General features: G+C 64.9%; 20 protein-coding genes and 1 pseudogene. 9 read left to right on the top strand and 12 right to left on the bottom strand.

The window, feature by feature from the left end:
• Positions 1-21: 21 nt before the first annotated feature.
• The 5 genes and pseudogenes from NMD1_RS03680 to NMD1_RS03665 all read right to left on the bottom strand — a co-directional run bounded on the left by NMD1_RS03680 (position 22) and on the right by NMD1_RS03665 (position 6,531).
• Complete coding sequence (locus NMD1_RS03680; protein ID WP_125953690.1) at positions 22-1,743, bottom strand: arylsulfatase; 1,722 nt, start codon at positions 1,741-1,743, stop codon at positions 22-24.
• A gap of 65 nt (positions 1,744-1,808) precedes the next feature.
• Positions 1,809-4,109, bottom strand: a complete 2,301-nt coding sequence (locus tag NMD1_RS03675) for a TonB-dependent receptor (protein ID WP_125953689.1) — start codon at positions 4,107-4,109, stop codon at positions 1,809-1,811.
• Positions 4,110-4,258: 149 nt separating this feature from the next.
• A complete protein-coding gene (locus NMD1_RS03670; RefSeq protein ID WP_233497329.1) occupies positions 4,259-5,062 on the bottom strand; it encodes a substrate-binding domain-containing protein in 804 nt (267 codons plus the stop codon).
• A 111-nt stretch (positions 5,063-5,173) separates the two neighbouring features.
• Positions 5,174-5,314: pseudogene (locus NMD1_RS21745) on the bottom strand (LacI family DNA-binding transcriptional regulator); the annotation flags it as partial.
• Positions 5,315-5,943: 629 nt separating this feature from the next.
• Complete coding sequence (locus NMD1_RS03665) at positions 5,944-6,531, bottom strand: TetR/AcrR family transcriptional regulator (RefSeq protein WP_125953687.1); 588 nt, start codon at positions 6,529-6,531, stop codon at positions 5,944-5,946.
• Between the two features lie 142 nt (positions 6,532-6,673).
• Here NMD1_RS03665 and NMD1_RS03660 point away from each other — a divergent pair, with 142 nt between their 5' ends.
• The 3 genes from NMD1_RS03660 to NMD1_RS03650 all read left to right on the top strand — a co-directional run bounded on the left by NMD1_RS03660 (position 6,674) and on the right by NMD1_RS03650 (position 10,887).
• Positions 6,674-8,938, top strand: coding sequence for a TonB-dependent receptor (locus NMD1_RS03660; RefSeq protein ID WP_158453899.1), 2,265 nt, complete (start codon positions 6,674-6,676; stop codon positions 8,936-8,938).
• Positions 8,939-8,952: 14 nt separating this feature from the next.
• A complete protein-coding gene (locus NMD1_RS03655; RefSeq protein WP_199558050.1) occupies positions 8,953-10,215 on the top strand; it encodes a serine/threonine protein phosphatase in 1,263 nt (420 codons plus the stop codon).
• A gap of 222 nt (positions 10,216-10,437) precedes the next feature.
• Positions 10,438-10,887, top strand: coding sequence for a YaiI/YqxD family protein (locus tag NMD1_RS03650; RefSeq protein ID WP_125953803.1), 450 nt, complete (start codon positions 10,438-10,440; stop codon positions 10,885-10,887).
• An 87-nt stretch (positions 10,888-10,974) separates the two neighbouring features.
• Here NMD1_RS03650 and NMD1_RS03645 read toward each other — a convergent pair whose 3' ends face one another.
• Positions 10,975-11,892, bottom strand: coding sequence for a LysR family transcriptional regulator (locus NMD1_RS03645; protein ID WP_125953684.1), 918 nt, complete (start codon positions 11,890-11,892; stop codon positions 10,975-10,977).
• 89 nt (positions 11,893-11,981) lie between these two features.
• On the opposite strand from NMD1_RS03645, the gene NMD1_RS03640 reads away from it, so the two are divergent.
• Positions 11,982-12,932, top strand: a complete 951-nt coding sequence (locus tag NMD1_RS03640; protein ID WP_125953683.1) for an NAD-dependent epimerase/dehydratase family protein — start codon at positions 11,982-11,984, stop codon at positions 12,930-12,932.
• 410 nt (positions 12,933-13,342) lie between these two features.
• Here NMD1_RS03640 and NMD1_RS03635 read toward each other — a convergent pair whose 3' ends face one another.
• A complete protein-coding gene (locus NMD1_RS03635; protein ID WP_125953682.1) occupies positions 13,343-14,245 on the bottom strand; it encodes an AraC family transcriptional regulator in 903 nt (300 codons plus the stop codon).
• Positions 14,246-14,340: 95 nt separating this feature from the next.
• Here NMD1_RS03635 and NMD1_RS03630 point away from each other — a divergent pair, with 95 nt between their 5' ends.
• Positions 14,341-15,090: an SDR family oxidoreductase gene (locus tag NMD1_RS03630; RefSeq protein ID WP_125953681.1), complete on the top strand. Its 750-nt coding sequence runs from the start codon at positions 14,341-14,343 to the stop codon at positions 15,088-15,090.
• Between the two features lie 90 nt (positions 15,091-15,180).
• Positions 15,181-15,942 carry a class I SAM-dependent methyltransferase gene (locus tag NMD1_RS03625; protein ID WP_125953680.1) on the top strand — a complete coding sequence of 254 codons (762 nt, stop codon included), beginning with the start codon at positions 15,181-15,183 and terminating at the stop codon, positions 15,940-15,942.
• Between the two features lie 36 nt (positions 15,943-15,978).
• On the opposite strand, the gene NMD1_RS03620 is transcribed toward NMD1_RS03625, so the two are convergent.
• Positions 15,979-16,269 carry a hypothetical protein gene (locus NMD1_RS03620; RefSeq protein WP_125953679.1) on the bottom strand — a complete coding sequence of 97 codons (291 nt, stop codon included), beginning with the start codon at positions 16,267-16,269 and terminating at the stop codon, positions 15,979-15,981.
• A 167-nt stretch (positions 16,270-16,436) separates the two neighbouring features.
• Here NMD1_RS03620 and NMD1_RS03615 point away from each other — a divergent pair, with 167 nt between their 5' ends.
• Both NMD1_RS03615 and NMD1_RS03610 read left to right on the top strand, forming a co-directional pair.
• Positions 16,437-16,883, top strand: coding sequence for a hypothetical protein (locus tag NMD1_RS03615; protein ID WP_125953678.1), 447 nt, complete (start codon positions 16,437-16,439; stop codon positions 16,881-16,883).
• Positions 16,867-17,751 (top strand): sigma-70 family RNA polymerase sigma factor, encoded by an 885-nt coding sequence (locus NMD1_RS03610; protein WP_125953677.1) that lies wholly within the window; start codon positions 16,867-16,869, stop codon positions 17,749-17,751. The genes NMD1_RS03615 and NMD1_RS03610 overlap by 17 nt, the downstream gene beginning before the upstream one ends.
• 2 nt (positions 17,752-17,753) lie before the next feature.
• On the opposite strand, the gene NMD1_RS03605 is transcribed toward NMD1_RS03610, so the two are convergent.
• The 4 genes from NMD1_RS03605 to NMD1_RS03590 all read right to left on the bottom strand — a co-directional run bounded on the left by NMD1_RS03605 (position 17,754) and on the right by NMD1_RS03590 (position 23,430).
• The gene (locus NMD1_RS03605) at positions 17,754-18,785 is read right to left on the bottom strand and encodes a LacI family DNA-binding transcriptional regulator (RefSeq protein ID WP_125953676.1); all 1,032 of its coding nucleotides are present in this window, start codon (positions 18,783-18,785) and stop codon (positions 17,754-17,756) included.
• 84 nt (positions 18,786-18,869) lie between these two features.
• Entirely contained in the window at positions 18,870-19,763 is an 894-nt protein-coding gene (locus NMD1_RS03600) for an ROK family protein (RefSeq protein ID WP_125953675.1), read from the bottom strand.
• Positions 19,760-20,881: a glycoside hydrolase family 68 protein gene (locus NMD1_RS03595; protein WP_125953674.1), complete on the bottom strand. Its 1,122-nt coding sequence runs from the start codon at positions 20,879-20,881 to the stop codon at positions 19,760-19,762. Before NMD1_RS03595 ends, NMD1_RS03600 begins: the two co-directional genes overlap by 4 nt.
• Before the next feature lie 65 nt (positions 20,882-20,946).
• Entirely contained in the window at positions 20,947-23,430 is a 2,484-nt protein-coding gene (locus NMD1_RS03590; RefSeq protein WP_125953673.1) for a TonB-dependent receptor domain-containing protein, read from the bottom strand.
• A gap of 162 nt (positions 23,431-23,592) precedes the next feature.
• Here NMD1_RS03590 and NMD1_RS03585 point away from each other — a divergent pair, with 162 nt between their 5' ends.
• A complete protein-coding gene (locus NMD1_RS03585) occupies positions 23,593-24,894 on the top strand; it encodes an MFS transporter (RefSeq protein ID WP_233497327.1) in 1,302 nt (433 codons plus the stop codon).
• Positions 24,895-24,920: the final 26 nt, after the last annotated feature.

Here is a 24,920-nt window from a genome sequence, read left to right as displayed (position 1 = left end):
TGGTCGTGGCATAGCCGCCAGTCATTCCGGTCTCCGGTCGAACATATCCGAATACCGGCACGTCAGCGCGCCCGGCTGCGCCAGTTCCCCGGTGCCGAACTTGGCCCATTGCGCGTCCCACAGCCTCTTCATCTCGGCAACCTTGGCCGGATAGCGGGCCGCGAGGTCCGTGCTTTCGGAAAAGTCGCTGTCGAGATCGAACAGTTCCCAGCGGTCGTTGGCATAGGGCTGGTCGCAGTCATGCAGCGCCACGGCGCGCCAGCGTCCGCTGGTGATCGCCCGGTTGCCGCGCAGTTCGAAATACTGCACCTGCCGGCCCGGCGCCTTGCGGCTGCGCACGGTGGGGAGGAACGATGTGCCGGCGACCGGGATCTGCGGCACGCCTTCGACGATCATGTCGAAGCGTGCCTGCGCCGCTTCCAGCAGCGTGGGCGCGATATCGATCACATCGACGAATTGCCGGCGGATCGCGCCGCCATCGTGGACCATGCGCGGCCAGTGGAAAATCATCGGGGTGCGCGTGCCGCCCGAATAGGGCCACAGCTTGTAGCGCCGCAACGGCGTGTCGCCCGCCATGGCCCAGGGGCGTGGATATTCCGCCTGCGTCTTGCCGGTTCCCAGTTCGTCGATACGGGCGCGCTGTTGCGCTGGTGTAACCGTATTGGCGCGATAGAGGCCATCAAAGAAACCGGTTTGCCCGGCCTCAGAAGCGGCGCCGTTATCGGACAGAACGACGATGACGGTGTTTTCGAGCGCGTTCCGATTGCGCAGGGCATCGAGCAGCCGCCCGATCTGCTTGTCGCAATGTTCGATGAAGCCGGCATAGACCGCCATGTACCGGGCGAAGACGGCCTTTTCGTCTTCCGACAGATCATTCCACGCGCGGTCGCGCGGTTCCCGCGCGGGCAGCAGCGTGTTTTCGGGGATCAGCCCCATCCGCTTCATCCGGACGAAGCGCTCCTCCCGGATCGCGTCCCAGCCTTTTGCGTAAACCGCGTCATACGGCGCCGAATATTCGCGTGGCACCTGGATCGGCGAATGCGCCGTGCCGAAAGCGAGATTCAGGAAAAACGGCGCGGCCGGGTTGCTGTCGAGATGGTGCGAGACGAGGCTGATCGCCTTGTCGGCCAGATCGGCGGAGAGGTGATAGCCTTCCGCGAAATCCCGCTTGAGATAGCCGTTGTTCTCCACCAGTTCGGGGCGATACTGGTCCGTCCAGCCGCGCGGGAAGCCATAGAAATAGTCGAAACCGCGCTGCAGTGGCCAGTTTTCGCGCGGGGCGTCCGCGCCCAGTTCGGCCATCGGGATCATATGCCATTTCCCGATCGCCCAGGTGGCATAGCCCCGCCGTTGCAGGGCTTGCGCCATGGTCTGCGCATTGCCTGGCAGACGGAACAGGCGTGCCATCTGCGGATCGCCCGGGGTCACGGCCGCGACATCGGGCACGTCCGGCATGTTGATCGTGTGCGCGTTGCGCCCGGTGAGCATCGCGGCGCGCGTGGAGGCGCAAACGGCCTTGGTGTCGAAGTGGACGTAGCGCAGGCCCGTCTTGGCGAGGCTGTCGATCACCGGCGTGCGGATTTCGGAGCCGAAGCAACCGATGTCGGAATAGCCCACATCGTCGAGGACGATCGTGATGATGTTGGGGCGCGGCCCTTTGCCGGCGATGGCACGGGCGGGCGCGTTCCCCAGGGTGGTCGTGGCGAGGAGCGCACTGACGAAGTGACGACGGGAAAGCTGCATGGGTCAGGCGTTCCTGCACGGTCGGGGAGCGCCGGCGCATGGGCCGACGCTCTCCGCGCTAGGCATCAGAAGTGAACAGCCGCTTCGACGCCGAACGTGCGGAAGGCGTCCGGAGTCAGCAACTGGGTATAGCCGGCGCCGGTGGCCGAGGTATCGAGCAGTCCGGTGCCTATGAGCGTGGCGAAATGCTTGTTGGTGAGATTCTTGCCGAACACCGCAAGGCTGTAGCGCCCGTCCTGCGTCTCGATCGACAGCCTGCCGTTTAGCAGGCCATAGCCGGGCTGGGCGGTATTGGGATCGCGGAAGCTGAACAGCGTGCGCGACCGGTAGGTGAAGGACAGGTTGGCACCGCCGCGCAGATTGTCGCCGATATCCGTCCGGTAGCTGGCGTTCAGCGAATAGGCCCACTTGGGGGCGTTGGTCAGCGCTTCGCCGGTCACGTCCTGCCGGCTGGTCACGCAGCCGAGCGCGGCGGTCTGCCCCGGATAGCAGCTGACGACCAGCCCGCGCACTTCCGTGTCCGTAAACGCGAGATTGCCCGAAAGGCTGAGGCCGTTCATCGGGCGCAGGATCGCCTCGATTTCCGCGCCCTTGGTCACGAGCTTGCCGGCGTTGGTCAGCTGGAACGAGGTCAGCACCGCGCTGTAGGTCTGCGCCTGGAAGTTGGTGAAGGTTTCGTAGAAGCCAGTCGCGTTCAGCGTCAGCTTCCGGTCGAACAGCGTGGTGCGCAGGCCGATTTCCCAATTGCGGGCGATCTCGGGCTTCAGCACCGCCAGCCCCGCGTTCACCGTTGCCGCAGTCAGGTTGTTGAGCAGGTTGAGCGCTGGTCCCTTGTAGCCGCGGGTATAGCTGGCATAGGCCATCACATCGGGCGAAGCCTGATACTGGATGCCGAGCTTGTAGCTGAAATCGGTGTCGGTGGCCTTCAGTGTCGGCGTGACGTAAGCCGGTCCCCCCAGGCTGGGCATCGCCGCGAGCGCCCCCGGCAGCACCGTGCGGTTGAAGTGTGCCACCGCTTGTTCCGAGGTCAGGCGGAAGCCGCCGATCAGCGAGAGGGTATCGGTCAGATGGCCGGTAAGCTGCCCGAACGCGGCCACGTTCTTCGTGGTAATATCGCGATCGACCTGGTTGCCGAGGTATTGCCCGGCGGGCAGATTGACCGTCAGATTGCCTTTCACCTGCGTGCGCGTGGTGACGTCCTGCCAGAAATAATAGAGGCCGAGGACATATTCGATCGGCTTGCCGGCCGGCGACGTCAGCCGCAGTTCCTGGGTGAACTGCTTCTGCTTCTGCAAGGCGTTGTTCAGGCTGACGACGGGCAGGGGAACCAGATCGGGATCGTTGTTGTCGAAAACCCGGAACTCGCGATAGGCCGTGATCGAGGTGATCGTCTGGCCGCCGAGTTCCGTGTTGATTTCGACGGAGGCGCCGCCGGTCTTCTGGCGGTTGAAGTAATCGCCATCGATCGTCACCTGCCGGTTGATCGGCCCGAGGGTCTGGCTGGCCAGCAGCGCGGCGCGCGTCTGGCCGTTGTAGTAGGTGGTCGTCGGCAGCACCGAGCGCACGGTGGAGGTGCAGCAGTTGCGGTTGCTCTCGCCGTAGTCGCCAATGAGATAGATCGAGGTAACGTCGCTCGGCTTGAACAGCAGTTTGCCGCGCAAGCCCCAGCTGTTGTTGCCGTTGAGCTTCTGGCCGTTGACGGTGTTGGTGATGATCCCGTCGGCGGTGGAGCGGAAGCCCGAGAGGCGCAGCGCTGCGCGGCCCTGATCCAGCACCGCCGATGCGGTGGCCTTCAGCCGAACGTCGTTAAACGTGCCGTAGCTGGCCGAGGCCGACAGGGATGACGTGTCAAGATCCGGCTTGCCGGTGACGACGTTGAGCGCGCCGGCCGAGGAATTCTTGCCGAACAGCGTGCCTTGCGGACCGCGCAGGACTTCGATGCGCTCGATGTCGTTGAAATCGAAGAACGAGGCGGCCGACCGGCCGATGACCACGCCATCGACCACCGTCGAAACCGATGGTTCCACACCGTCCGAGAAGTTGAGCGTGCCGATGCCGCGGATCGACAACCCTTGCCCGCGCGTGTTGGCGCTGTTGGTGAAGTTGATCGAAGGCGAGACCTGCGAAAGCTGTTCCAGGCCGCTGATCCGGTTGTCCGCCAGCACGGTGGACGAAAGCACGGCAACCGAAACGGGGACTTTTTGCAGGCTCTGTTCGCGCTTTTGCGCGGTCACCACGATCTCGCCGGTGGCGGCTTCTCCATCCGCGGCCGCGCCATCCTGAACCTGTTGCGCATGCACGGAAAGAGGCGTCGCGAGCGAAAACGCCACGCTTCCAAGCGACAGCACCGTGCGGCGATAATTCATGACACCCTCCCTTGTCTGACCGAATTGCGTTCGGTCCGATTTGTTTGCCCACTGACGCAAAGCGATTCGGGACAACGTTGTCCCGAACGCATAGTGTTGCGAAAAATCGGCGTCAACAGCGGACGGACTGATGGTTGCTTCTGTCGCTGTCAGCGCACCGCCGGGGCCATCGACTGGCGGGTCACCAGTTCGTAAGGCATCGTCACGACCCGGTCCCACGCCACGCCGTCTCGCGTGTCACGCTCGATCAGGCTGTTACCCGCCAGCCGGGCAATTTCGATCGTCGATTGCCGCACCGTGGCGATCCGGGGCCAGGTATGGGTGGAAACGGCGAGCCCGCCGAACCCCACCAGCGACAACTGGCCCGGCACGTCTATTCCCCGTTCGATGGCGGCCGCGAGCACGCCGGCGGCCATTTCGTCGTTCGCGGCGAATATGGCGGTTGGACGCTTGGGCAGAGCCAGCAGTTCGTGCCCCATCTCGAAGCCAGAGGCGAACAGGAAATCGCCTTGCCGCACCTCCACGCTGGCGCCGGCCACGCTGCCGATGATGTCGAGAAAGCCGATCTTGCGCTCGCGCTGGGCCGTATGGCTTTCGGGGCCGTCGATAAAACCGATCCGCCGATGGCCCATTTCGAGAATGGCTTCTCCTACGTCGTGCGCCGCCTTGTTGTTGTCGATGACGAAGCACAGCCCGCGGTCCAGATCGAGGCCGGGATTGATCCGAGCAAACGGAATTGCCGCGTTGTCGAGCAGGTCGAGCACCCATGCGATATCGCAAAGCGGTGGCACCAGGATCACGCCGTCCAGCTTCACCAGATCAAGAAAGCGGCGCAGCATTTCTCCCGACATCCGTGCATCCACGGACGAGATGTTCTCGATGACCAGATGATGTTCTGCTGCATGGCACGCCTGCAGCAAACCCAGTATCACGTCTGCAGCATAGCTTGGCATGTGATGATCGGGTTCGGAAGCGTGGAGGATCTCCGTATGCGATCCGATGATCAATCCAAGGGCATGGGACTTGCCGCCGCGCAAGAGACTGGCGGCCCTGTTAGGCTTGTAGTCGAGGTCCCTTATCGCCTGTTCAACGCGATCCCGCAGCTCTGCGGCCACAGTCGGTGCTCCGTTGAGAACGCGGGAAACGGTCTTGAAAGACACGCCGGCGTGTTTGGCGATGTCGACAATGGTTACAGACCGTTTCAAGCATTCCCCCTGAGCACCTGCCGCAGAATAGGTTCACGGTTCAGGCGGCTGCTCCGTGAACGCCAGCCGTCCTCGCCGTGCCTGCCACGGCAGAGGCCATGGCCGGAGGGCAATTACTCCAGAGCGGTCGGGATGGCCAGTGACGGATGATCGCCGCTGTGAGGGCGGCCCGTCATCCCTTCAAACCGCTGCGGCAAGATCGCCGCGAAGCAATTTGGCCCAGGCTCACCGTTTTGCGTAGACGATCCGCAAACGGGCGATCCAGTCGGCGCTGCCCGGAGGATCGAGCTCCACGCCCTGCCGGGCGACGCGCCGGGCGCACGCCGCCTGAGGAACCGTCAAGAGTGCCGAGCGCTTCCTTGGCAAGATCCAGCAAAAACGGTCGTTTAGGTTCGCTTTCGGAACGACAGGAGGTGGTCGGCACCTGTCGGATCGCGGGGCGGTTAGCCTGCTGTCCCAAGTCGCCTCAATAGCGATCGTTTCCGATCGACGATTGCCCCGTCGGAACCGGTCTTACGTTCACCGGGACAAGCTGGCCCTGGTCTTGGGCGGAACGTCTATCGGCAAATCCATGAGTACCACGTACCCCGCCCGTGCCGAGAGAAAAGTGGGGTATGCCCGCGCCTCGGCTATGCCGGAGCGTCAAGCACGGCCGTAGCCGCAGCGACCAGCGCCTGGGCGCCGTTCGCCGGCATCTCTTCATCCCGCATGGCCTGGTGGAACATGAGCGCACCAACGATGACGCTAAATGCAAGTTGCAGCCTGTCATGCGATGCCTGCGGTCGCAACCGGCTGAGCGCGCCTAGCAAGCGTTGCTCGTCCCCTGCCATCGCCGCTTCGGTCGCGTGCGCAAGCTCCGGCGTGCGCGAGGCGCTTTCGGTGATCGTCACCACCGCCCGTCCGCGCGCGCCCGTCATGAAGGCCTGCGCATTGCGCACGTGCGCCAGCAGTTCCGTGGCCGGATCATCGCTGAACACCATCTCGCGCTCCATCTTGCGCGAGGTCTCGTAGAGCGCGTTCGCCACCAGTTCGCTCTTGGCCGAGAACCGCCGGTAGAGCGTGGTGCGGCTGATCCCCGCCGCTTCGGCGACCGCCTCGAACGTCAGGCCGTCATAGCCGACCCGCGCCAGCAGCGCCCAGGTGGCCTGACGGATCGCCTCGTCTTTCTCGGTCTCACGCGGCCGCCCCCGGCCACGCATCAACACATCCTCCGCCATCTTCGTTCCTTCGCGAATCTGTCATCTAATATCGATACACGAACGTTCACAAATTGCCACAACCTGAAGGGGGCGCATTGTGAATCGCCGAAAATACCTGATGTGCAGCGCGGCTTTGCTGGCCGCAATGCCTGTCCGTGCCATGGCAGGGGAAACTGCCGCCGATGCCGCCGACGCGCCGGTCGACGACATCGTCGTCACCGCGCGCAAGACGCGTGAGCGGCTGCAGGACGTGCCGCTCGCCATTACCGCGGTGGGCGGGGCGGACCTGCGCCGCAACGATCACATCCGGCTGGAAGATCTCAACCAGCTCGTCCCCAGCGCCAACGTCGTCGTCACCAACGGCCACCAGGCGAGCATTTCGATCCGTGGTCTGGGCAACAACCCTGGCAGTGACGGGCTGGAGAACAGCGCCAGCCTGTTCCTGGACGGTGTCTACCTCGGGCGTCCGGGCATGGCCGCGACCGACCTGATCGACGTGCAGCAGATCGAGGTGCTGCGCGGGCCTCAGGGCACGCTGTTTGGCAAGAACACTACCGCCGGCGCGGTCAACATCACCACCGAGGCGCCGAGCTTCACGCTGGGCGCGCGCGGCCAGGCCACTTATGGCAACTTCAACTACCAGCAATATCAGGGCTCGCTCACCGGGCCGATCACTGACAGGCTGGCATTTCGCGTCACCGGCTACCGCACGACGCGCGACGGCATCGTCGACAATATCACCACCGGCAGGAAGACCAGCGGCCTCGGCCGCGACGGCGCGCGCCTGCAACTGCTGTGGAAACCGACCGATGACCTGTCCGTTCGGCTGATCGGCGAATATTCGAGCGAGCAGCAAAGCTCGGGCGCGGTTACCGTGATCCCGAGCATGGGCCTCACCCCGGCGGCGATCCAGGCCAAGCTGACCGCCACCGGCGCGAAGATCGCGATCGACCCGACCGGGCGCACCACCGCTGTCGACGGGCCGGTTGCCACCGGCACCAAGCAGGGCGCCGGCTCCGCGCAGATCGACTGGACCTTCGGCGGCGGCTTCAAGCTGACCTCGATCACCGCGTTCCGCTACTGGCAGTATCGCTCGGATTCGGACACCGAGGGCAGCAGCGCCGACGTGATCTACGGCGGCTACTATATCCAGGACCGCCAGTGGACGCAGGAGGTGCGCCTCGCGCTGCCGCGCATGGGCAATGTCGATGCGCTGGTCGGGCTCTACTATTTCAACCAGTACGTCGAGACCGACCAGCACCTCAACTACGGCAAGGATGCGGCGGCGTGGCTCTCGGGCATCCCCAATTCCCTGCTGCCGGTCTACGCGAAAGTATCGCCGCAGATCGCCGGACTGCTGGCGTTCAACAATACCCGCTGGGATACGCTGGCCAATCCGTTGACGCACAGCATCGCCGGCTTTGGCCAGGTCAACTGGCACGTCACGCCGAAATGGAATGTCACCGTCGGCTTGCGCGAAACGCACGAGACCAAGCGCGAGGATGTCTCGCGCCCGATTCCCGTCGCTGCCCCCACGGGCCTGCCGGTGACCGCGCTCGCCAGCCAGGCGGCCGCACCGATCCATGCCGCGATCTCGAATACCGCTGCCTCGTTCCTCTTCAGCACCGACTACCACCCGAGCGAGAGCCTGATGGTCTATGGCCTCGTTTCGCGCGGGCAGAAGGCGGGCGGGCTCAACACCACGCTGCCGCCGACAGGGCTCGGCGCCGATGCGCTCAAGGTCGAGCCCGAAGTCGCCACCAATTACGAGATCGGCATCAAGAGCGAGTTGTGGGACCGCCGCATCCAGCTCAACCTGAACCTGTTCCGCACCGAGATCCGCAACTACCAGGCCAATGTGCTCAAGGAAGTGAACGGACAAGTCGTCCAGCTCCTCACCAATGCCGGCCGCGTGCGCGCACAAGGCGTGGAGGCCGAGGCGACGCTGCGCCCCGTCGAGAACCTCACGCTGCACGGCTATGTCGCCTATAACGACGCCAAGTATCGCTCTTACCCCGCCGGCCCGTGCCCCATCGAAACAACCGGCCGGCCGACCTGCGATCTCAGCGGGCGTCCGGTGGCGGGGGCGCCGCGGTGGACCACGGGCGTCAACGGCACGTACGAGCACGACCTGGGGCGTGGCCTCGTCGGCTACGGCAGCGCCGAGTTCTCGTATCGCTCGCACTTCTACGGCTCGCTCGACGATTCGCGCCTGACGGTGACCGGTGGCTACGGTCTGCTCAACCTGCGTGCGGGCGTCCGGGAGAAGAATGGGCTGTGGGATCTTTCGGTCTGGGGCCGGAATGTCACGAACGCGGTCTATGCCAGCAACTACTTCAACTACGGCTCGATCCTGCCGGGCACCTACGTCGCCTTCTTCGGCGATCCGGCGACCTATGGCGCAACGCTGCGGTTCAACTTCTGAAAAGGATGCATTCGATGAAGCGCTTCACCACCCTGCTGGCCGCGACCGCGCTGGCGTTCGCCGCGACGGCATCCGCCAAGGATCTGTCGTTCACCATCGCCGCGATCCCCGACACGCAGAACTACATCGACTATACCCACCAGACCGCCGAAGGCTTCAAGTTCGACGCGGACAAGATGTTCCTCGAGCAAATGAAGTTCATCGCCGACAATCTCGAGGCCAACGGCGGTGACATCGCCTTCGTCACCGCGCTGGGCGATGTGTGGCAGCACCAGACGCTGCTGATGGACCCAGCGCATGCCGTGCGCGGTTTCAAGCGCGTGGCCAACCCGATCATGGACAGCCACTTCGCGCCGACGCCCAAGGTGACCACCATCGAGATCCCGACCGCACGGGCGGGCTATGCGATGATCGCGGACAAGGTGCCGTTCTCGGTCGTGCCCGGCAACCACGATCACGACGCGATGTGGACCGACGCCAACCACCCGCCGGCCGTCGTGTTCAAGGACATGTCGAGCCTGGGCGTGCTGCACGCCGGCGGGCTCGACAACTTCCGCTCGCTGTTCGGCGCCGACCAGCCCTTCTTCAAGGGCAAGCCGTGGTACGTCGCCAGCCACGATGGCGGCGCGGACAGCGCGCAGATCTTCACCGCCGGCGGCTATACGTTCCTGCACATCGGCCTGCAGTTCGACGCGCACGATTCCTCGCTGGAATGGGCCGCGAAGATTATCGCCGAGCATCCCGGTCTGCCGACGATCATCTCGACCCACGACTTCCTCGACAACGAAGGCCGCCGCGCGCCCAACCCGATCATCGACAACCATGCGGTCGATCCTGAGGACAACGATCCGCAGATGATGTGGGACAAGCTGATCAGCCAACACGACCAGATATTCCTGATGCTGTGCGGCCACGAGCACGGCCAGGCGATGCGCGTCGATGACAACCGCGCGGGCCATCCGGTGTGGCAGGTCCTGTCGGACTATCAGGACCGGCGTCAGACCGCGATCGACGCCGGCGTGAAGCTGCAGCCGGGCGAGGGCATCGGCGATGGCTGGCTCCGCCTGATGACCTTCGACATGGCGAAGCCCGTGCCGACCATCCACGTGCGCACTTATTCGACCGCCTACAAGAAGCAGAGCCGCGACACGGCTGAATACGCCGCGTGGTACAAGGCGGTCGAGAAGCCCAGGCTGACCGACGCGCAGTTCCATGATCAGGAGGATTTCACGATCGACCTGACCGGCTTCCGCCAGCGCTTCGGCGCACCGAAGTAGTCCGCACATACGCGATCCAGGTGGCGTAGGCATGGTGCATGGTTATGCATGTGCCCGCGCCACCTGAAGTTCATCCACGCTGGATGCCCCGTCTGCCGCCGAAACTGCCTTTCAGGCTGAGCCGCACAAATTCCGAAGGCGGCCGTGCGTGCATTGAAGGCTGCCGGTTTATCGGCATGAGATCGTCGTCATTCGGACGCGATGGCGCTATGGCACGTCATGATGCAGATTCTGATCGATGCCGACGCTTGTCCGGTGAAAGATGAAACCTACAAGGTTGCGATCCGCTACAAGTTTCCGGTGGTTGTGGTCAGCAATAGCCCGATCCGTGTGCCGCCCGATCCGCTCATAGCGCGCAAAGTCGTGAGCGACGCTTTCGACGCGGCCGACGACTGGATCGTCGAGAACACGGGCGGCGATACGGTTGTGATCACCGCAGACATCCTGTTGGCGGACCGCTGTCTGAAATTGGGGGCCACGGTCATTTCCCCGACGGGCCACCCCTTTACGAGTTCCTCAATCGGTAACGCCATCGCCATGCGGGCCATCCTGTCCGATCTGCGCGCTGGTGGTGAGAACCTGGGCGGACCAGCCCCCTTCAGCAAAACCGATCGCTCGCGCTTTCTTTCCGCCCTCGATCAAGCGCTAACAAAGCTGCGACAACGGAATTGATGCGGGCGAATCTTCCATTCCCGCCTTAAAGCGGGCCATACGCGGCCGAAGCAGGGCTCGTCGAAAGCCGCCGCAGGTTCATGATCATCAACGAGCAACCGGTGAGGAGCCCGTGGGCATGGATACGCCATGCCCCAGCCCTTCCACCAGAGCGTCAAAGACCGCGCGATATCGCTCGTTGCTCCGCAGGCCCTCGTGCATGACGATCCAGAGCGGTAAGTCGAAGGCGAAACCATCAGGCAGGATGCGCTCGAGCATGGCGTCGCGCGCGGCAATCGCCACCTGGCAAATGCCGATGCCGAAGCCGGCACGGATGGCGGCAAGTTGGACGACGGTGTTGTCTACTCGCAGCGCGAAATTCGCATGATCGAGGCCGGGCAGCGCGCCGAGCACCGCGCGTGACAAGTTTCCGTTGCTGTCTGCGCCAATCAGATCGTGGTCGATGAGGTCAGCGATCGATCCTGGAATGCCCCGCAGGTCGAGATAATCGCGATGGGCGTACAGGCCCAGTTGCAGCACGCCCAGCTTGCGCGCGACCAGCGCTTGCTGGGTCGGTTCGACCATGCGGATGGCGATGTCGGCCCGGCGTTGCAGCAGGTCGTCGATCGCATCGCTCGCCATCAGTTCGATGGACAACCGGGGGTGGCGGCGGCGTAACGACGCAAGCACGGGCGGCAGATGTTCCGTTGCAACCACCTCGCTGGCTGTGATGCGCACGGTTCCCGCGATCTCTCCCCGGTTGGCGGAGGCTGTGCGCAACAAGGCGGCCGAGGTGGCGATCATATCTTCAGCATATGGTTTCAACGCCAGCGCACGGTCCGTGGGCGAGAGTCCCCGTTGCGAGCGCAAAAACAGCGTACCGCCCACGGCCTGCTCAAGCGCCTCGATATGGCGGGCGACACTGGGTTGCGTCAGGCCAAGAACGCGCGCGGCGGCTGACAGCGATCCTTCCCGCAGCACAGCAGCGAAGGTGCGATATAAATCCCAGCTTGGTTCAGTATTCATTGATTTTCGTATAGCTGATCGCCGCATTCCGTCAATTTCGTAGTATGCTTGTTCCGGCGATGAGGAGGGCCTCGTACAAGGAGGCTGACATGGAACGGATTGCTCTGGTGTTGGGTGCGACAGGAGGAATTGGCGGAGCGGTCGCGCGGCGACTGGCAGAGGGCGGATGGAGCGTTCGCGCACTCGTCCGGGCGCAGAGCCTCGCGCGGTTGCCAGGTCACGTGATACCGGTGACGGGGGATGCCATGGATAGCACAACCGTAGCGGCAGCGGCGACGGGCGCAAAACTGATCGTCCACGCGGTTAACCCGCCCGGCTATCGCGATTGGGACAAGCTGGTCCTGCCAATGTTGGACAACAGCATCGCTGCGGCTCGCGCGCAAAGAGCCCGGGTGGTGCTGCCCGGCACCGTTTACAATTACGGCCCCGACAGCTTTCCGCTGATCGACGAAGCTGCGCCCCAACATCCTGTGACTCGCAAGGGGGCGATCCGGGTGGAAATGGAGCACAAGCTTCGCAGCGCCGCCGAGGCGGGAGACATTCGCGCGCTCATCGTGCGGGCGGGTGACTTCTTCGGCCCTGGTGCTGCCAACAGCTGGTTCGCCCAGGGGCTGATCAAGCCGGGCGCGCGACCAGGCGTCATCCGTAGTCCCGGCGAGCCTGGAGTGGGCCATCAATGGGCTTATCTGCCCGATGTTGCCGAAACCATGGTGCGCCTGATTGAGCGCGACACCGCGCAAGGCTTCGAAACCTTCCATATGGACGGCCATTGGGACGCTACCGGCGCCGCGATGATCGAAGCGATCATACAGGCACTGGGTGAGCCTAATGCACGCGTTGCCCCTTTCCCCTGGTGGTTGCTACGCATTGCCGGCCTCTTCGCAGTGACCCCGCGCGAACTGATGGAGATGCGTTATCTCTGGCAGCGGGCGATCCGCCTTAACAATGCCCGTCTGGTCGCCACGCTCGGCGCCGAGCCGCATACGCCGCTCGCCCTTGCGGTAAGAACCACACTTGGCGACATGGGATGCCTGTCGTGACGTGACTTCATCAAACTTACAGCGTCGCCCGCCGCCTTCAAAGCCGACCTTCACATCGCCCGATCGGCCCGTCGTCGGCGCGGTGGACGACCAAGCCGCTCGTGGAGGACAGCGCGATATGCTGCACATAGCCGTGAAAAGCGTTCATCAGTGCCTCGCGCCCCGATGTCAGGGCGGCCATCCGGGGAAGTCATAAAGCACCTCCCAGGCGATATCGGAGGCAACGATGTCGAAGAAGTGGTCGCCTTCGACCGCATCACCCAGCGCATGGCGCACCAAGCTGAAATAGGGGGCGGCGGCAGCGTGGGTAGTATGTGACCCGTAAATCGATCTCCCTCGGCTCAGCTTTCCGGAGAGACCAGCGCGGAGTGCTGCAAGGCAGTTCGCAACGACCAGCAGCGCGTTGTCACCTAAAGGGCTGCCTCACGCGCAAATCTACCGGGTGGGCAGCCCAGCCGCTTGCGGAAAGCCGTGCTGAATGCGCTTGCCGATTCATAGCCAATCTCGTCGGCGATCCGATCGAGCGACTTGGTACCCTGTGCGAGTGCCTCCTTCGCGATCGCCATGCGCCAACGCGCCAGATATTCGATCGGCGCGCAGCCCATGATCTCTCCGAACCGGGCCGAGAAGGCCGAGCGCGACATGCCGGCGACGACGGCGAGACCAGCAACGGTCCAGCCCGCCCGGACGTCTGCATGGATCGCCTGAAGCGCGCGGGCGAGCGCCGGGTCGCGCAGGCCGTTCAGCAGGCCCGCGACCACGCCATCCTCCCCTACATCGTGCGACCGCAGCGCCTCGATGAGCAGCGCGTCCAACATCCGCCGGAGCATCAGGTCCTTGCCGGGATCATCACTGGCGCATTCCTCGGCGAGCATAGCGATCAGCCGACCGAAACGCGTCGCCTTCCCGTCAGCGGCGGGAATATGGATACGCTCCGGCAACAAGGAGAGAAGCAGCGGTGCATTGACCCGCTCGAACGCGAAGCTGCCGCCCAGAGCGATGAAATCCGGTTCGCCGTCCTGCTCGCCGTGCCGGACCGCCTCGGCGCGCGGCGCAACAGGATCGCATCGCACCCCCGGCTCGCTGCTTAGCGAAAAGGCCGGCGTCGTCGGCAGCAGTAGAAAATCGCCCTGCGCGAGACGGAGAGGTTCCTCCCCGACAAAGCTCAGCCAGGCCTGCCCGGCAAGAACGATGGTGAAGCCGGGTGCGTCGTGGGCCTCATAACGAACGCCCCACGAGCCCCGACCGGAGATCGGCTTTGAAACGGCCGCTCTGGGTCGAAGCAGGGTGATCATGTCGCTCAAGGGGTCCATTTAGACGATCAATAATGATTATTGGTGCTATGATTATATATCGTATCGTCGCCTCCGTCTATGTCCTTGCCAGCGCCACCGCAGGAGACAGGCACATGACCAGGACGATCCTCATCACCGGCACTTCGTCAGGCTATGGCAAGGCAATCGCAGAACACTTTCTGGAGCAGGGCTGGCATGTCATCGCGACGATGCGCCGCCCCGAGGCTGCGGCGTTCGATGGCGATACGCGCCAGTTGCGCGTACTGCCGCTCGACGTGACGAACGCCGCCAGCATCGCATCGTTGATCGAGGCCGCAGGCCAAATCGACGTGTTGGTGAACAATGCGGGCATCGGCGCGGTTGGCGCCTTCGAAGCGACGCCCATGGCGCTTGTGCGCCAGCTCTTCGATACCAACACAATCGGCGTGATGGCGATGTGCCAGGCAGTCATTCCCCAGATGCGCGCGCGGCGCGCTGGCACGATCGTCAACGTCACCTCCAGCGTCACGCTCGGCGCCTTCCCGCTTGCTGCCGCCTATACCGCCAGCAAGCAGGCGATCGAGGGGTTCACCGGGTCGCTGGCGCATGAACTGGCTTACTTCAACATCCGCACGAAACTGGTGGAACCTGGCTATGCGCCCACCACGCGGTTTGCGTCCAACGCCGTCATGCCGGTCGATCAGCTGATTCCGGACGCCTATGCCGGCTTCGCAAAGCCGATCATGGAGGCCTTCGGCACTCCTGCCCTGACAACCAGGGAAAGCGATGTCGCCGAAGGCGTGTGGCGCGCCGTGCATGATACCGACGGGCAACTGCACTTCCCGGCGGGAGCGGACGCCGTCGCGCTGGCCGGAGCGCGTTGATCGCGAATGATGGCGTCTCCAGCACTGCCGCGCTATCCTCAGGGTTCCGCGATACACCCGCCAGCGCGACGAAGAACGAGACATTGGGCCATGCCGATCCATGACAAGTCGAAGGGCTATCATAGCGGCGCCATGGCTTATGTGGCCGGGCGCCCCGGCTATCCACCCGAGGCGGTGACGTGGTTGCGCGAAGTGCTGGATCTCGGCCCCGGTCGCAAGGCGCTGGAGGTCGGCGCGGGTACCGGCAAGTTCATCCCGATCCTGCAACAGACGGGTTGCGAGATCATCGCGCTAGAACCCATTCCCGAGATGCGGGAGCAACTGGTCCGGACCCATCCTGACGTTTTGACACTGGCGGGGCTGGCAGACGCCATCCCGTTGCCCGACGCTTCGGTACACGCGGTGGTCTGCGCGCAGGCCTTTCACTGGTTCGCAACGCCTGCCGCGGTTGCGGAAATGCGCCGCGTGCTTGTTCCGGGCGGCGTGCTGGGCCTGATCTGGAACGGACGCGACGAGGATGTGCCCTGGGTGGCCGCTCTTTCGGAGATCACCAATCGCCGCGAAGGCGACACGCCGCGCTACAGGACCGGGACATGGCGCCAAGCCTTTCCGACGCCCGGCCTGGCGCCCATCGGCGAACGCCATGTCCGCAACAGCCATGTCGGTACGGCGGAAGACGTCGTGCTCAAGCGCACGCTGTCAGTAAGCTTCATTGCGGCGCTGCCGAGTGGGGAGCGTTCCAAGGTGGAACGCGAAGTGCGCCGGCTCATCGCGCGGACGCCTGAGTTGGCCGACGGCAAAGTGGTCGCCTTTCCATACGAGACCAGCATGTATGCCTATCGCCGGATTTGATCCGACGCCTGTTTCTCGGATTCCTTCCATGGCCCCCTAAAAGGCACGCTCCGGTCGATCCTGGTAGAAGCTTTTGCCGGCACCAGTTGCCCAATCGCAGTGCCAAGACGGTAACGCCTTGACGTCCGGCCAGTGCAGCGAAGGACGCCGCGGGCGGCACCGCCTGAATATCCGGAGAGGCATCGCCGCGACCTCCCTGGCCATGCGAAGGCCCATTTCGGCACGGACGTCATCGGCAGACCAGTCACTATCCTTGCTCTGGAAGCCGGGCGGGATCACGATATCGAGCATCAGCGGCGCATATTTTTTCATTTCGCCATCGCCCATGTCACACCGGCCGCGGCCATCTCGTCATGCAAACAAGCATTGCGCATGGGAGACACGAACATGAAGTCTGTTATCGTCGGCGGCGCGCGACGGATCGGTCAGCCTCTCGTCATCCTTCCGCAAGCGCAGGGCCATCGGCGCGCGGCTCAATCCGTTGAGTGGGGGGCATGAGCCGGGGCTTGCCGCTCGCGCTCGCCGCGGCGCTCGGCATCGGAGCCGCCGTCAACGGTCTTTTCATGCTGCTCTCGCCCGCCCGATGGTACTTCGCGGTGCCCGGTGTCACCACCACCGGCCCGTTCAACCAGCATTTCGTGCGCGACATCGGGCTGATTTTCCTGTTGGTCGCGATAGCGATGCTTGCAGGCGTCGCGCGGCCGGCGGCGCGTCTTCCGCTCTGGTCCGCCGCCGCGTTCTGGCTGGCGGGCCATGCCCTGTTCCACTTTTGGGAAGTGGCGGTTGGCATCTGCGGCACCGGCGCACTCGTCCGGGATTTTCCCGCGGTGACCTTGCCGGCTATACTGACGACCGCGCTTGCGCTGTGGGCATGGCGCGATACCGCACGGGAGAGGTGCCGACCGCACTCGGTGGAGGACGCGCGTGCCGAGCAGGGATGAATATGCCGCTGATTTCGAGGCTCAAAGGCCACGGTTGTTGCGCTTGGGATACCGTATGCTCGGCTCTGTCAGCGAAGCGGAGGATATCGTTCAGGAGGCATGGCTTCGGTGGGCGGCAAAAGTGGAAAGCGTGGATGCTCCGGCTGCCTATCTGACCCGTATCGTCACCCGCCTTTGCCTCGATCAGCTCAAGTCCGCCCGTGTTCGCCGGGAAACCTATATCGGAGCCTGGTTGCCCGAACCGCTGATGGAAACCACCGAGCCTGAAGAGACGATCGCCGATGACCTGACGCTGACCCTGATGCTGGCGATGGAGCGCCTGTCCCCGCTGGAACGCGCCGCCTTCCTGCTTCACGACGTGTTTGGCGTGGCGCTGACCGATATCGCCACGACATTGGGGCGCGAGCCGGCCGCGGTCCGCCAGCTTGCCTCGCGCGCGCGCAAACACGTGCGGGATGCGCGCCCGCGTTTCACGGTGGACGCGAGCGAGGCTGACCGGATCGCTCGGGCCTTCTTCACCGCTTCGCGCGAGGGCGACGCGGACGCGTTGTCGGCGCTGCTCGCGCGCGACGTCGCGATTTATTCGGATGGGGGCGGCAAGGTGATTGCCTTCCGCAATGTCGTGCGGGGGATCGATCGGGCACTGCGCTTGTTCGCCGGGCTCAAGCGCAAAAATGCGTCGATGCCGACGCTCCTGCGCACCGCCACGATCGATGGCCTGCCGGGGTATATCAGTGTCGATCGAGGCGACGTGCCGCAGACGACCGCGCTCGACGTGCGCGATGGGCGGATCTCGGCGATCTACATCGTTCGCAATCCGGACAAGCTGCGCCATCTTACGGCAGCTTTCGATACAAGAAGCGGCTAACGCTACGCGCTGTCGCGCACGACCAGTTCGGGCGTCATCCGGACCGACGGGCTGTCTTCGCCCCGCAGCCGGGCGGCGAGTGCCCCGATCATCATGCCCGCGCCCCGGGCGATGTCCTGCCGCACCGATGTCAGCCGGGGAACCGTCTGCGCCGCGATCGGCAGATCGTCGAAGCCGGTAACGGCAATGTCCTGCGGGACGGCGAGGCCCTCGTCCGCTAGCGCGCGCAGCGCGGTCATCGCGATCACGTCGGACGCGCAGACGATCCCGTCCAGCGTGCGTCCGATCCTGCGGATCCGGGTGGCAATATCTTCCTGCGCCTGTTCGCCGCTCAAGTGTACCGGCAGCGCTTCCAGCGCGGGCAGGCCGGCTTCCTGCACCGCAGCGTTGGCGCCGGCGAAGCGCGCGGCGATCTCGGGCGGGCGAATGTCACCCAGGAAGGCCAGTCGTGTGCGCCCGTTGGCGATCAGGTGCCGGGCGGCCAGTTTGCCACCCGCGTGATTGTCCGACCCTATCGTGCATTGCTGGTAGCCCGGAGTCTGCTGGCCCCAGACCACCAGAGGACGATAGCGCTGCGCGACCTGTTCGATCGCATCGAGCTGATCCGATTGCCCGATGATCAGCACGCCGTCGAGCAACCCGGAGTCAACGATGTCATCAAGCCAGCCCGGCGTATCGGGCAGCACGCGCGACAGCATCAGGTCGTATCCGGATTCGGTCAGGCCATCGGCCAGATGGCCCAGCATGGTCATGAAGAACGGATCGGAAATGTGCTGTCGCCGTTCGTGCCCCAGCGGCACGACCACGCCGATCGCGCGGGTTTCCCGCGTGCGCAGCTTGCTGGCCATCTGGTTCAGCCGAAAGCCGTGCTTTTCCGCCAGCGCCTGTATCCGTTCGCGCGTGTTCGCCTTGATCAGCGGGTTGCCAGCGAGCGCGCGCGAGACGGTGCTCGCCGAAACGCCGGCGATCCGCGCCAGTTCCACGATATTGCGGACGCGGGCCGGTGGCTCCTCGCTCTCGTTGTCCCGGTCCATCACTTGCTCCGCACGCTTGCCCGGACGATCGTGCGCGACCTGGCCGACATTTGTGCGAACGTTTGCGGGAGCCGCGTCAGCGTGTCAATCGAGTGTCGAGAGCGCGAGGGCCAGCGCGCCCATGGGGCCGGCGCGTGCCTCCAGCCCCGGCGGGCCAATCAGCGTTTCCAGCGCCGCGCGATCGGCGCCGGGAACATAGCCGGCGAGCGCCCCGGCCGTGGCATCGCGAATGCGGTCGAGCAGCGCCGGGCGTCCGCCGCCCACGCCACCGCCGATCACGATGCATTCGGGCGATACGGTCAGTATTAGCGTGGCCATCAGTTCGCCCAGCTCTGCGCCGACATCGGACCAGACCGGATGGTCATCGGCGATATGCGTGGCATCGCCACCGATGCGCGCAGCGATGGCGGGGCCGGAGGCCAGCCCTTCCAGGCAATCGCCGTGGAACGGGCAGACCCCGGCGAAAGCATCGTCGCGGCGGCGGCGCACACGCAGGTGCCCGGCCTCGGGGTGCAAGGCGCCGTGCAACACCTGCCCATTGGCCACGATGCCGATGCCGATGCCGGTGCCGACCGTGACATAGGCATGGGTCGAACACCCGCGCGCGCGTCCCCAGCGTCCTTCCGCGAGGGCCGCCGCGCCGACATCGGTATCGAATGCCATGGGTACGGCGAAGCGATCGGCGAAGTGGTCCAGCACCCGCGCGCCGGTCCATCCGGGCTTGGGCGTGGGAAGTATCTGGCCACAGTCCGCCGCCTCGGGCGATACGCGCGCCGGGCCGAACGTGCCAATGCCCAGCGCGGTGAACGGCATCTCGGCCTGCCATTCCGCAAGCGCTTCGGACAGCCCCGCCAGCGTGGTTGCGGGATCGGTCGTCGGCAGGCGGCGTTCGCGCAGAATCTCGGTCCCGCGCGCGACCACGGCGATGCACTTGGTGCCGCCCAGCTCGACCCCGGCGATGAGTGGTGCATCACTCATGCGGCAAGGCTCGCGCGGTTGCCGTCCAGCGCCAGCCGGACCACGGGCGCTGCGGTGCCGCCAAAGGCTGCCCGGGCCGCCTCGGTCGACGGCGGCAGCTCGGCAAGACCGACGAGATCGGCAAAGCTCCACACCGAAAGATCGGGCAGCACCTGCCAGCTATAGGCCTGAAACGGAGCGGAATCGGGATTGCCGAAGACCAGTCCCGTGCCGTTGATCGGCGTCCATGGGCCGTCGATGCCCGGTGCCACAACGCCATAGAGACCGGTAGGACCGGACGGTCCGCCGGCCGCGAAGACCTTGCGCTGGGTGGACCAGAACAGATAGACCAGACCTTGGTGCATGATCGCGTGGGGCCGTTCCAGTTCGTTGTTCAATCCATCGGCGCTGACCAGCGGCGGGTCCAGCCGCCACGTGCCGTCTTCCTGCAACGTACCCGCGCCCACCACGCCGTTCCAGTCCGAATCCGATCCCATGCGGGAACCGGCGAAAAGCAGGCGGGTCTGCCCCGACGCGGGATCTTCGAACACGAACGGATCGCGGAACGCCTTGATCGCGCCCACCGCGCCGGTTCCTTCCAGATCGATCATGTAGTCCACGCCATCGGGGCGCAGCGTTTCGACAGGGGTAGTCCAGCCGGACAGTGCGGGCACGCCATCCGTGACCGTCAGCGCGGCGCGGGCCGCGAACAGGCGCTGGCGGAACGTGATCGCCGGTTCGCCGCGCACGCCGGCGGCGGTGAAATGCAGCGTGACGTGGCTATGCGCGCGATCGACGATCGCCGTGCCGGACCATTCGCGGCTGCCGGGGGAAAATCCGTCGGCGAACACGGGACCAAGATCGCGCCAGCCTGCCGGGGTGCGGTGGAACAGCCACAGCCGTGCCTGTGCATGGCGATCTTCGGGATCGGCGAGGACGGGTGCGGCAAGAAAGATCACCAGTGCCCCGCCCGCGATCGCGGCGACATCGCCGTTGGCTTCCAGCACCGGCCAATGGTCCCACAGGTCCAAGTCGGCGGCTATGCGGGGCGCTTCGGCGCGGGTGAAAGGGCGCGCCTGCGGCTGGGGATGTGCGGCGATTCCCGCGACGTGTTCGGGCAGCCAGCGGAAACAAGGCATCGGTCTGGTCCGATCGAAAGAAGAAAAATCGGGCCGGCGCATTAGGCCGGCCCGAGGCAGGGAGATCAGAACGAGATGCGTGCCGAGGCCGAGATCGTGCGCCCGTTGATCGAACGGGCCCGCACGATGCCGTTGGCCGGGATCGCGCCATCTTCCGCTTCGGTGAAGCCCTTTGCGTTGAACAGGTTGTTGGCGTTCACCGAGAGTTGCAGGCGCTCGATCGGACGCACCTGCAGGAAGGCGTTGACCGTGGTATAGGCCGGCAGCTTCAGCTGGTTGCTGTCCTGCGTGTAGCTGCTGGTGGTACCCACGACGTTGGCGCCGAACGATACCTTGTCGAGGTTCACTTCCGGGCTGATCTGGTACACGAAGCTGGCCTGCCGGCGCGGCGTGTTGCCGACGACCGTGGCATCGAGCGCATCGGAGGTGATCCGAGCGTGAGTCCAGGTGCCGCCCGCGTTGAGCTGGAACGGCCCCTTGCGGATGCTGCCTTCCAGTTCCACGCCATAGGAACGGTACTTGCGATCGAGGAAGCGCTGCGTGGTCGCCTCGAAGTTCTGTTCCTCGGTGGTGGCGTAGAACCCGGTCACGTAGAGCGCGACCCCGCCCGAGCGGTACTTCACGCCGCCTTCGGCCTGCCGCACGAAATCGACGGCGGCGCTGGAATTGACCAGGCTGCCATCGGTGTTGCGGATCGCCGGGCCGAACGTCAGGCGATCGGCATTGGCGCGGCCGCCGCGGCTGTAACGGGCAAACAGCGCCAGATCGTCGCGCACGCGATAGTTCACGCCCAGCGAGTACGAGGCGTAATGGTAGTTGTAGTGCACCGGAGCCGGGCTGCCCAGCGGGATCACCGCGACTTGCGTTTCGGGGCCGGAGATCACGCCGTTGCCGTTGATGTCGAAGCTGGTGATGCCGTTGCGGCCACCGCCCAGATCCGCGCCGGCGACGAACCCGCGCGCCTGCCCGATGTCGTAGCGGACGCTGGCATCCAGGGTCAGCGCCTCCTTGTTCCAGGTGAACGCGGCAAACGGCGCATTGGTGTCGTAGCTCAGGCGGTAGCTGCGGCGGCAGCAATTGCCGAAGAAGCGCGCGCCATAGCCATAGAACCCGTCCTGCGTGACGAGCTGGGCCGATCCGTTGACGATGTTGACCAGCGCCGCGTTGCCGCCGCCCTTCACTTCCATCACGGCCGAGGTCCACAGCCAGTCGGTATCGATCGTCTGGCGCGACTTGTAGAAGCCGCCGGTCACCGTCAGCTTGCCGCCGCCCAGGTCAAAGTCCTTGGTCAGGCGGAAATCGTTGGTGATGTTGTCCAGGCTGTTCAGCTTGGTGTCGAACACGACGATGTTGGCGAGATAGGTGTTCGCAGCCACTGCCTGCCCGGCGTTGGGGCCGTTGAAATAGACCGCCGAGGCACCCGCGCCGCCCAGGCTGGTGGCCACCGCGCCCGACGTGTCGACCGACGAGGGGAAGTTGGAGATGAACCGGCCCGAAATCGCCGAATAGCGGAAGCGTTCCATCACCGACCAGCCGCCGCCGACGTCGAACTTGCTTTCGAGGCCCACGGCCTTGACCACCGGATGCTGGCCATCGCGGATGTCGTCGGCCACCAGGTTGTTGTTGCCGTCCAGCGTGACGTTGCGCGTGAAATAGCGCGAATGCAGCGTATCCTCGTTGATGCTGAAGCCGGGCAGGTTGGTATAGACCGGGTTGGCGTTGGTGCCGGTCACGCGCACCGGATTGGGCAGATAGCCGATGGCCCGGTCATTCAGGTACTTGCCGTAGAGCCGCACGTAGCCGCCGGCGAAGTCCTTGGTCACGTTGAACTTGATCTGGCCGCCGCGGTTGCCGTCATAGCCGGCGCGGCGCGGTCCTTCGCCCTGGCGGTAGAAGCCGCCGACGTGGAAGCGCAGGCTGTCGCTGATCTTGCCGCCGTAATCGGCATCGACGCGGTATTCGCCATAATCGAGGCCGACCGTCGCCTGCACCGCGCCGCCTTCCTGTTCCCCGGTCTTGGAGATCAGGTTGATGACGCCGCCCGGCGAGTTCGAGGCGAAGGTCGAAGCCGAACCGCCGCGCACCGCTTCGACGCGCGCGATGTTGAAGTCCGAACGCAGGAAGATGTCGGCATTGCCGAACGTGATGTCGCCGAATTCCAGGATCGGCAGCCCGTCTTCCTGCAGCTGCAGGAACTTGGCGCCGCCCGAGGCGACCGGCAGGCCGCGCACCGCGATGTTGGCGTTGCCTTCGCCGCCCGAGCTTTCCGACCGGATGCCGGGAATGTTGCGGAACAGTTCGGCGACCGAACGCGGCGTGGTCTGCTGCAGCTGTTCGGCATTGAGCGAGCTGACGGAAACCGAGGAATCCAGCCGGTTCTGCCCGCGTGCCACCGCGGTCACGATGATCTCGGCATCGTTGGGGGAATCGGCCTGCGCCGAAGCGTCCTGCGCAAGGGCCGGGGTGACGCCGAGCGCAAACATCGAACTGGCTGCCAGCAGGCTGGCGGCGGACATGCGCACGGCGTTAAGCGGACGAACCTTCATCATTCCTCTCCTGGCACGGTCGAGTGACTCGACATCTGCAAGGGTTCGCTACGACCGATTGCAAACGTTTGCAAGAATAATTTGCAAACCTTTGCATTTTTGCTACTCAGGTTGCAGGGCAAGCGATGCAAGCAAACAGCGCCAAACCCGGTTAGGAGAGGGAATATGAAGGGCACCCGGCCACGCCTTGGTTTTCCTGGCATCGTGCAGATGAATCTGGGTTTTCTGGGGCTACAGTTCAGCTTCGGACTGCAGCAGAGCAATATGGCGCCGATCTACACTTATCTGGGCGCGGACGCGACGATCATGCCCGTGCTGTGGCTGGCCGGCCCGATGACGGGTCTGCTCGTCCAACCCCTGATCGGCGCGCTCAGCGATCGCACCTCCACGCGAATCGGCCGCCGCACGCCCTATTTCCTGATCGGGGCGGTGCTGTGCAGCCTGGCCTTGCTCGCCATGCCGTTCAGCCCCGCCTTGTGGGTCGCCGCGTCGCTGCTGTGGGTGCTCGATGCCGCCAACAATATCACGATGGAGCCTTATCGTGCCTATGTCAGCGACCGGCTGGACACGGCCGAACGGCCACTGGGCTTCCTGACGCAGAGCGCGTTCACCGGGCTTGCCCAGACGCTGTCCTACCTGGCGCCGTCGCTGTTCGTATGGGCCGGGATGAGCGCGGACGCGGTCGACGCGAACGGCATTCCGCAGGTGACGCGCGTGGCCTTCATTATCGGCGCGGTGCTCTCGCTGTCGACGATCGTGTGGTCGGTCTGGCGCGTGCCGGAGCTGCCCTTGCCGGAAGAGGAGGCGGCGGCGCTGCGCTCTCAGCCGTTGTCGGCGGGAACCGCCTGGCGCGATTTCGTCGATGCGGTGCGCGAAATGCCGGCGCCGATGCGGCAATTCGGCGTGGCCATGCTGTTCCAGTGGTATGGCATGTTCTGCTACTGGCAGTACGTCACGCTGTCGCTGGCGCGGTCGCTCCACGGTTCGGATTCGGCGGCGGCGCTGCGCGATGCCACGCTCGTCAACGGGCGTCTGGGCGGGTTCTACAACTTCCTCGCCTTTCTGGCCGCCTTCGCGCTGGTGCCGCTGATCCGGCGTCTGGGCGTGAAGCCGGTGCACGCGGTCAGCATCGCGCTCGGCGGGGTGGCCATGCTGGCCTTGCCGCACATGGGCAACGAGGCTTGGAGCTATCTTCCCATGATCGGCATCGGCATCGCCTGGGCCAGCCTGATGGGCAGCCCCTATGTCTTGCTGGCCAACAGCATCCCGGCGGAACGGACGGGCATCTACATGGGCATCTTCAACATGTTCATCGTCGTGCCGATGCTGATTCAGACGGTGACGATGCCGCTGCTCTACGGCCCCGTGCTGGGATCCGATCCGCGCAACGTGCTGTCGCTGGCCGGGCTAATGTTGCTGCTCGCGGCCGTCGCTACCTTGCGGGTCCGCACCGTGCGCCAGCCTTGAACAAAGTGGGGGCCTGGCCGCCCCGT

Source organism: Novosphingobium sp. MD-1 (assembly GCF_001014975.1).
Taxonomy (GTDB): domain Bacteria; phylum Pseudomonadota; class Alphaproteobacteria; order Sphingomonadales; family Sphingomonadaceae; genus Novosphingobium.
The sequence above is the reverse complement of the archived record's forward strand: the minus strand, read 5'-3'. Positions and strand labels throughout refer to the sequence as shown.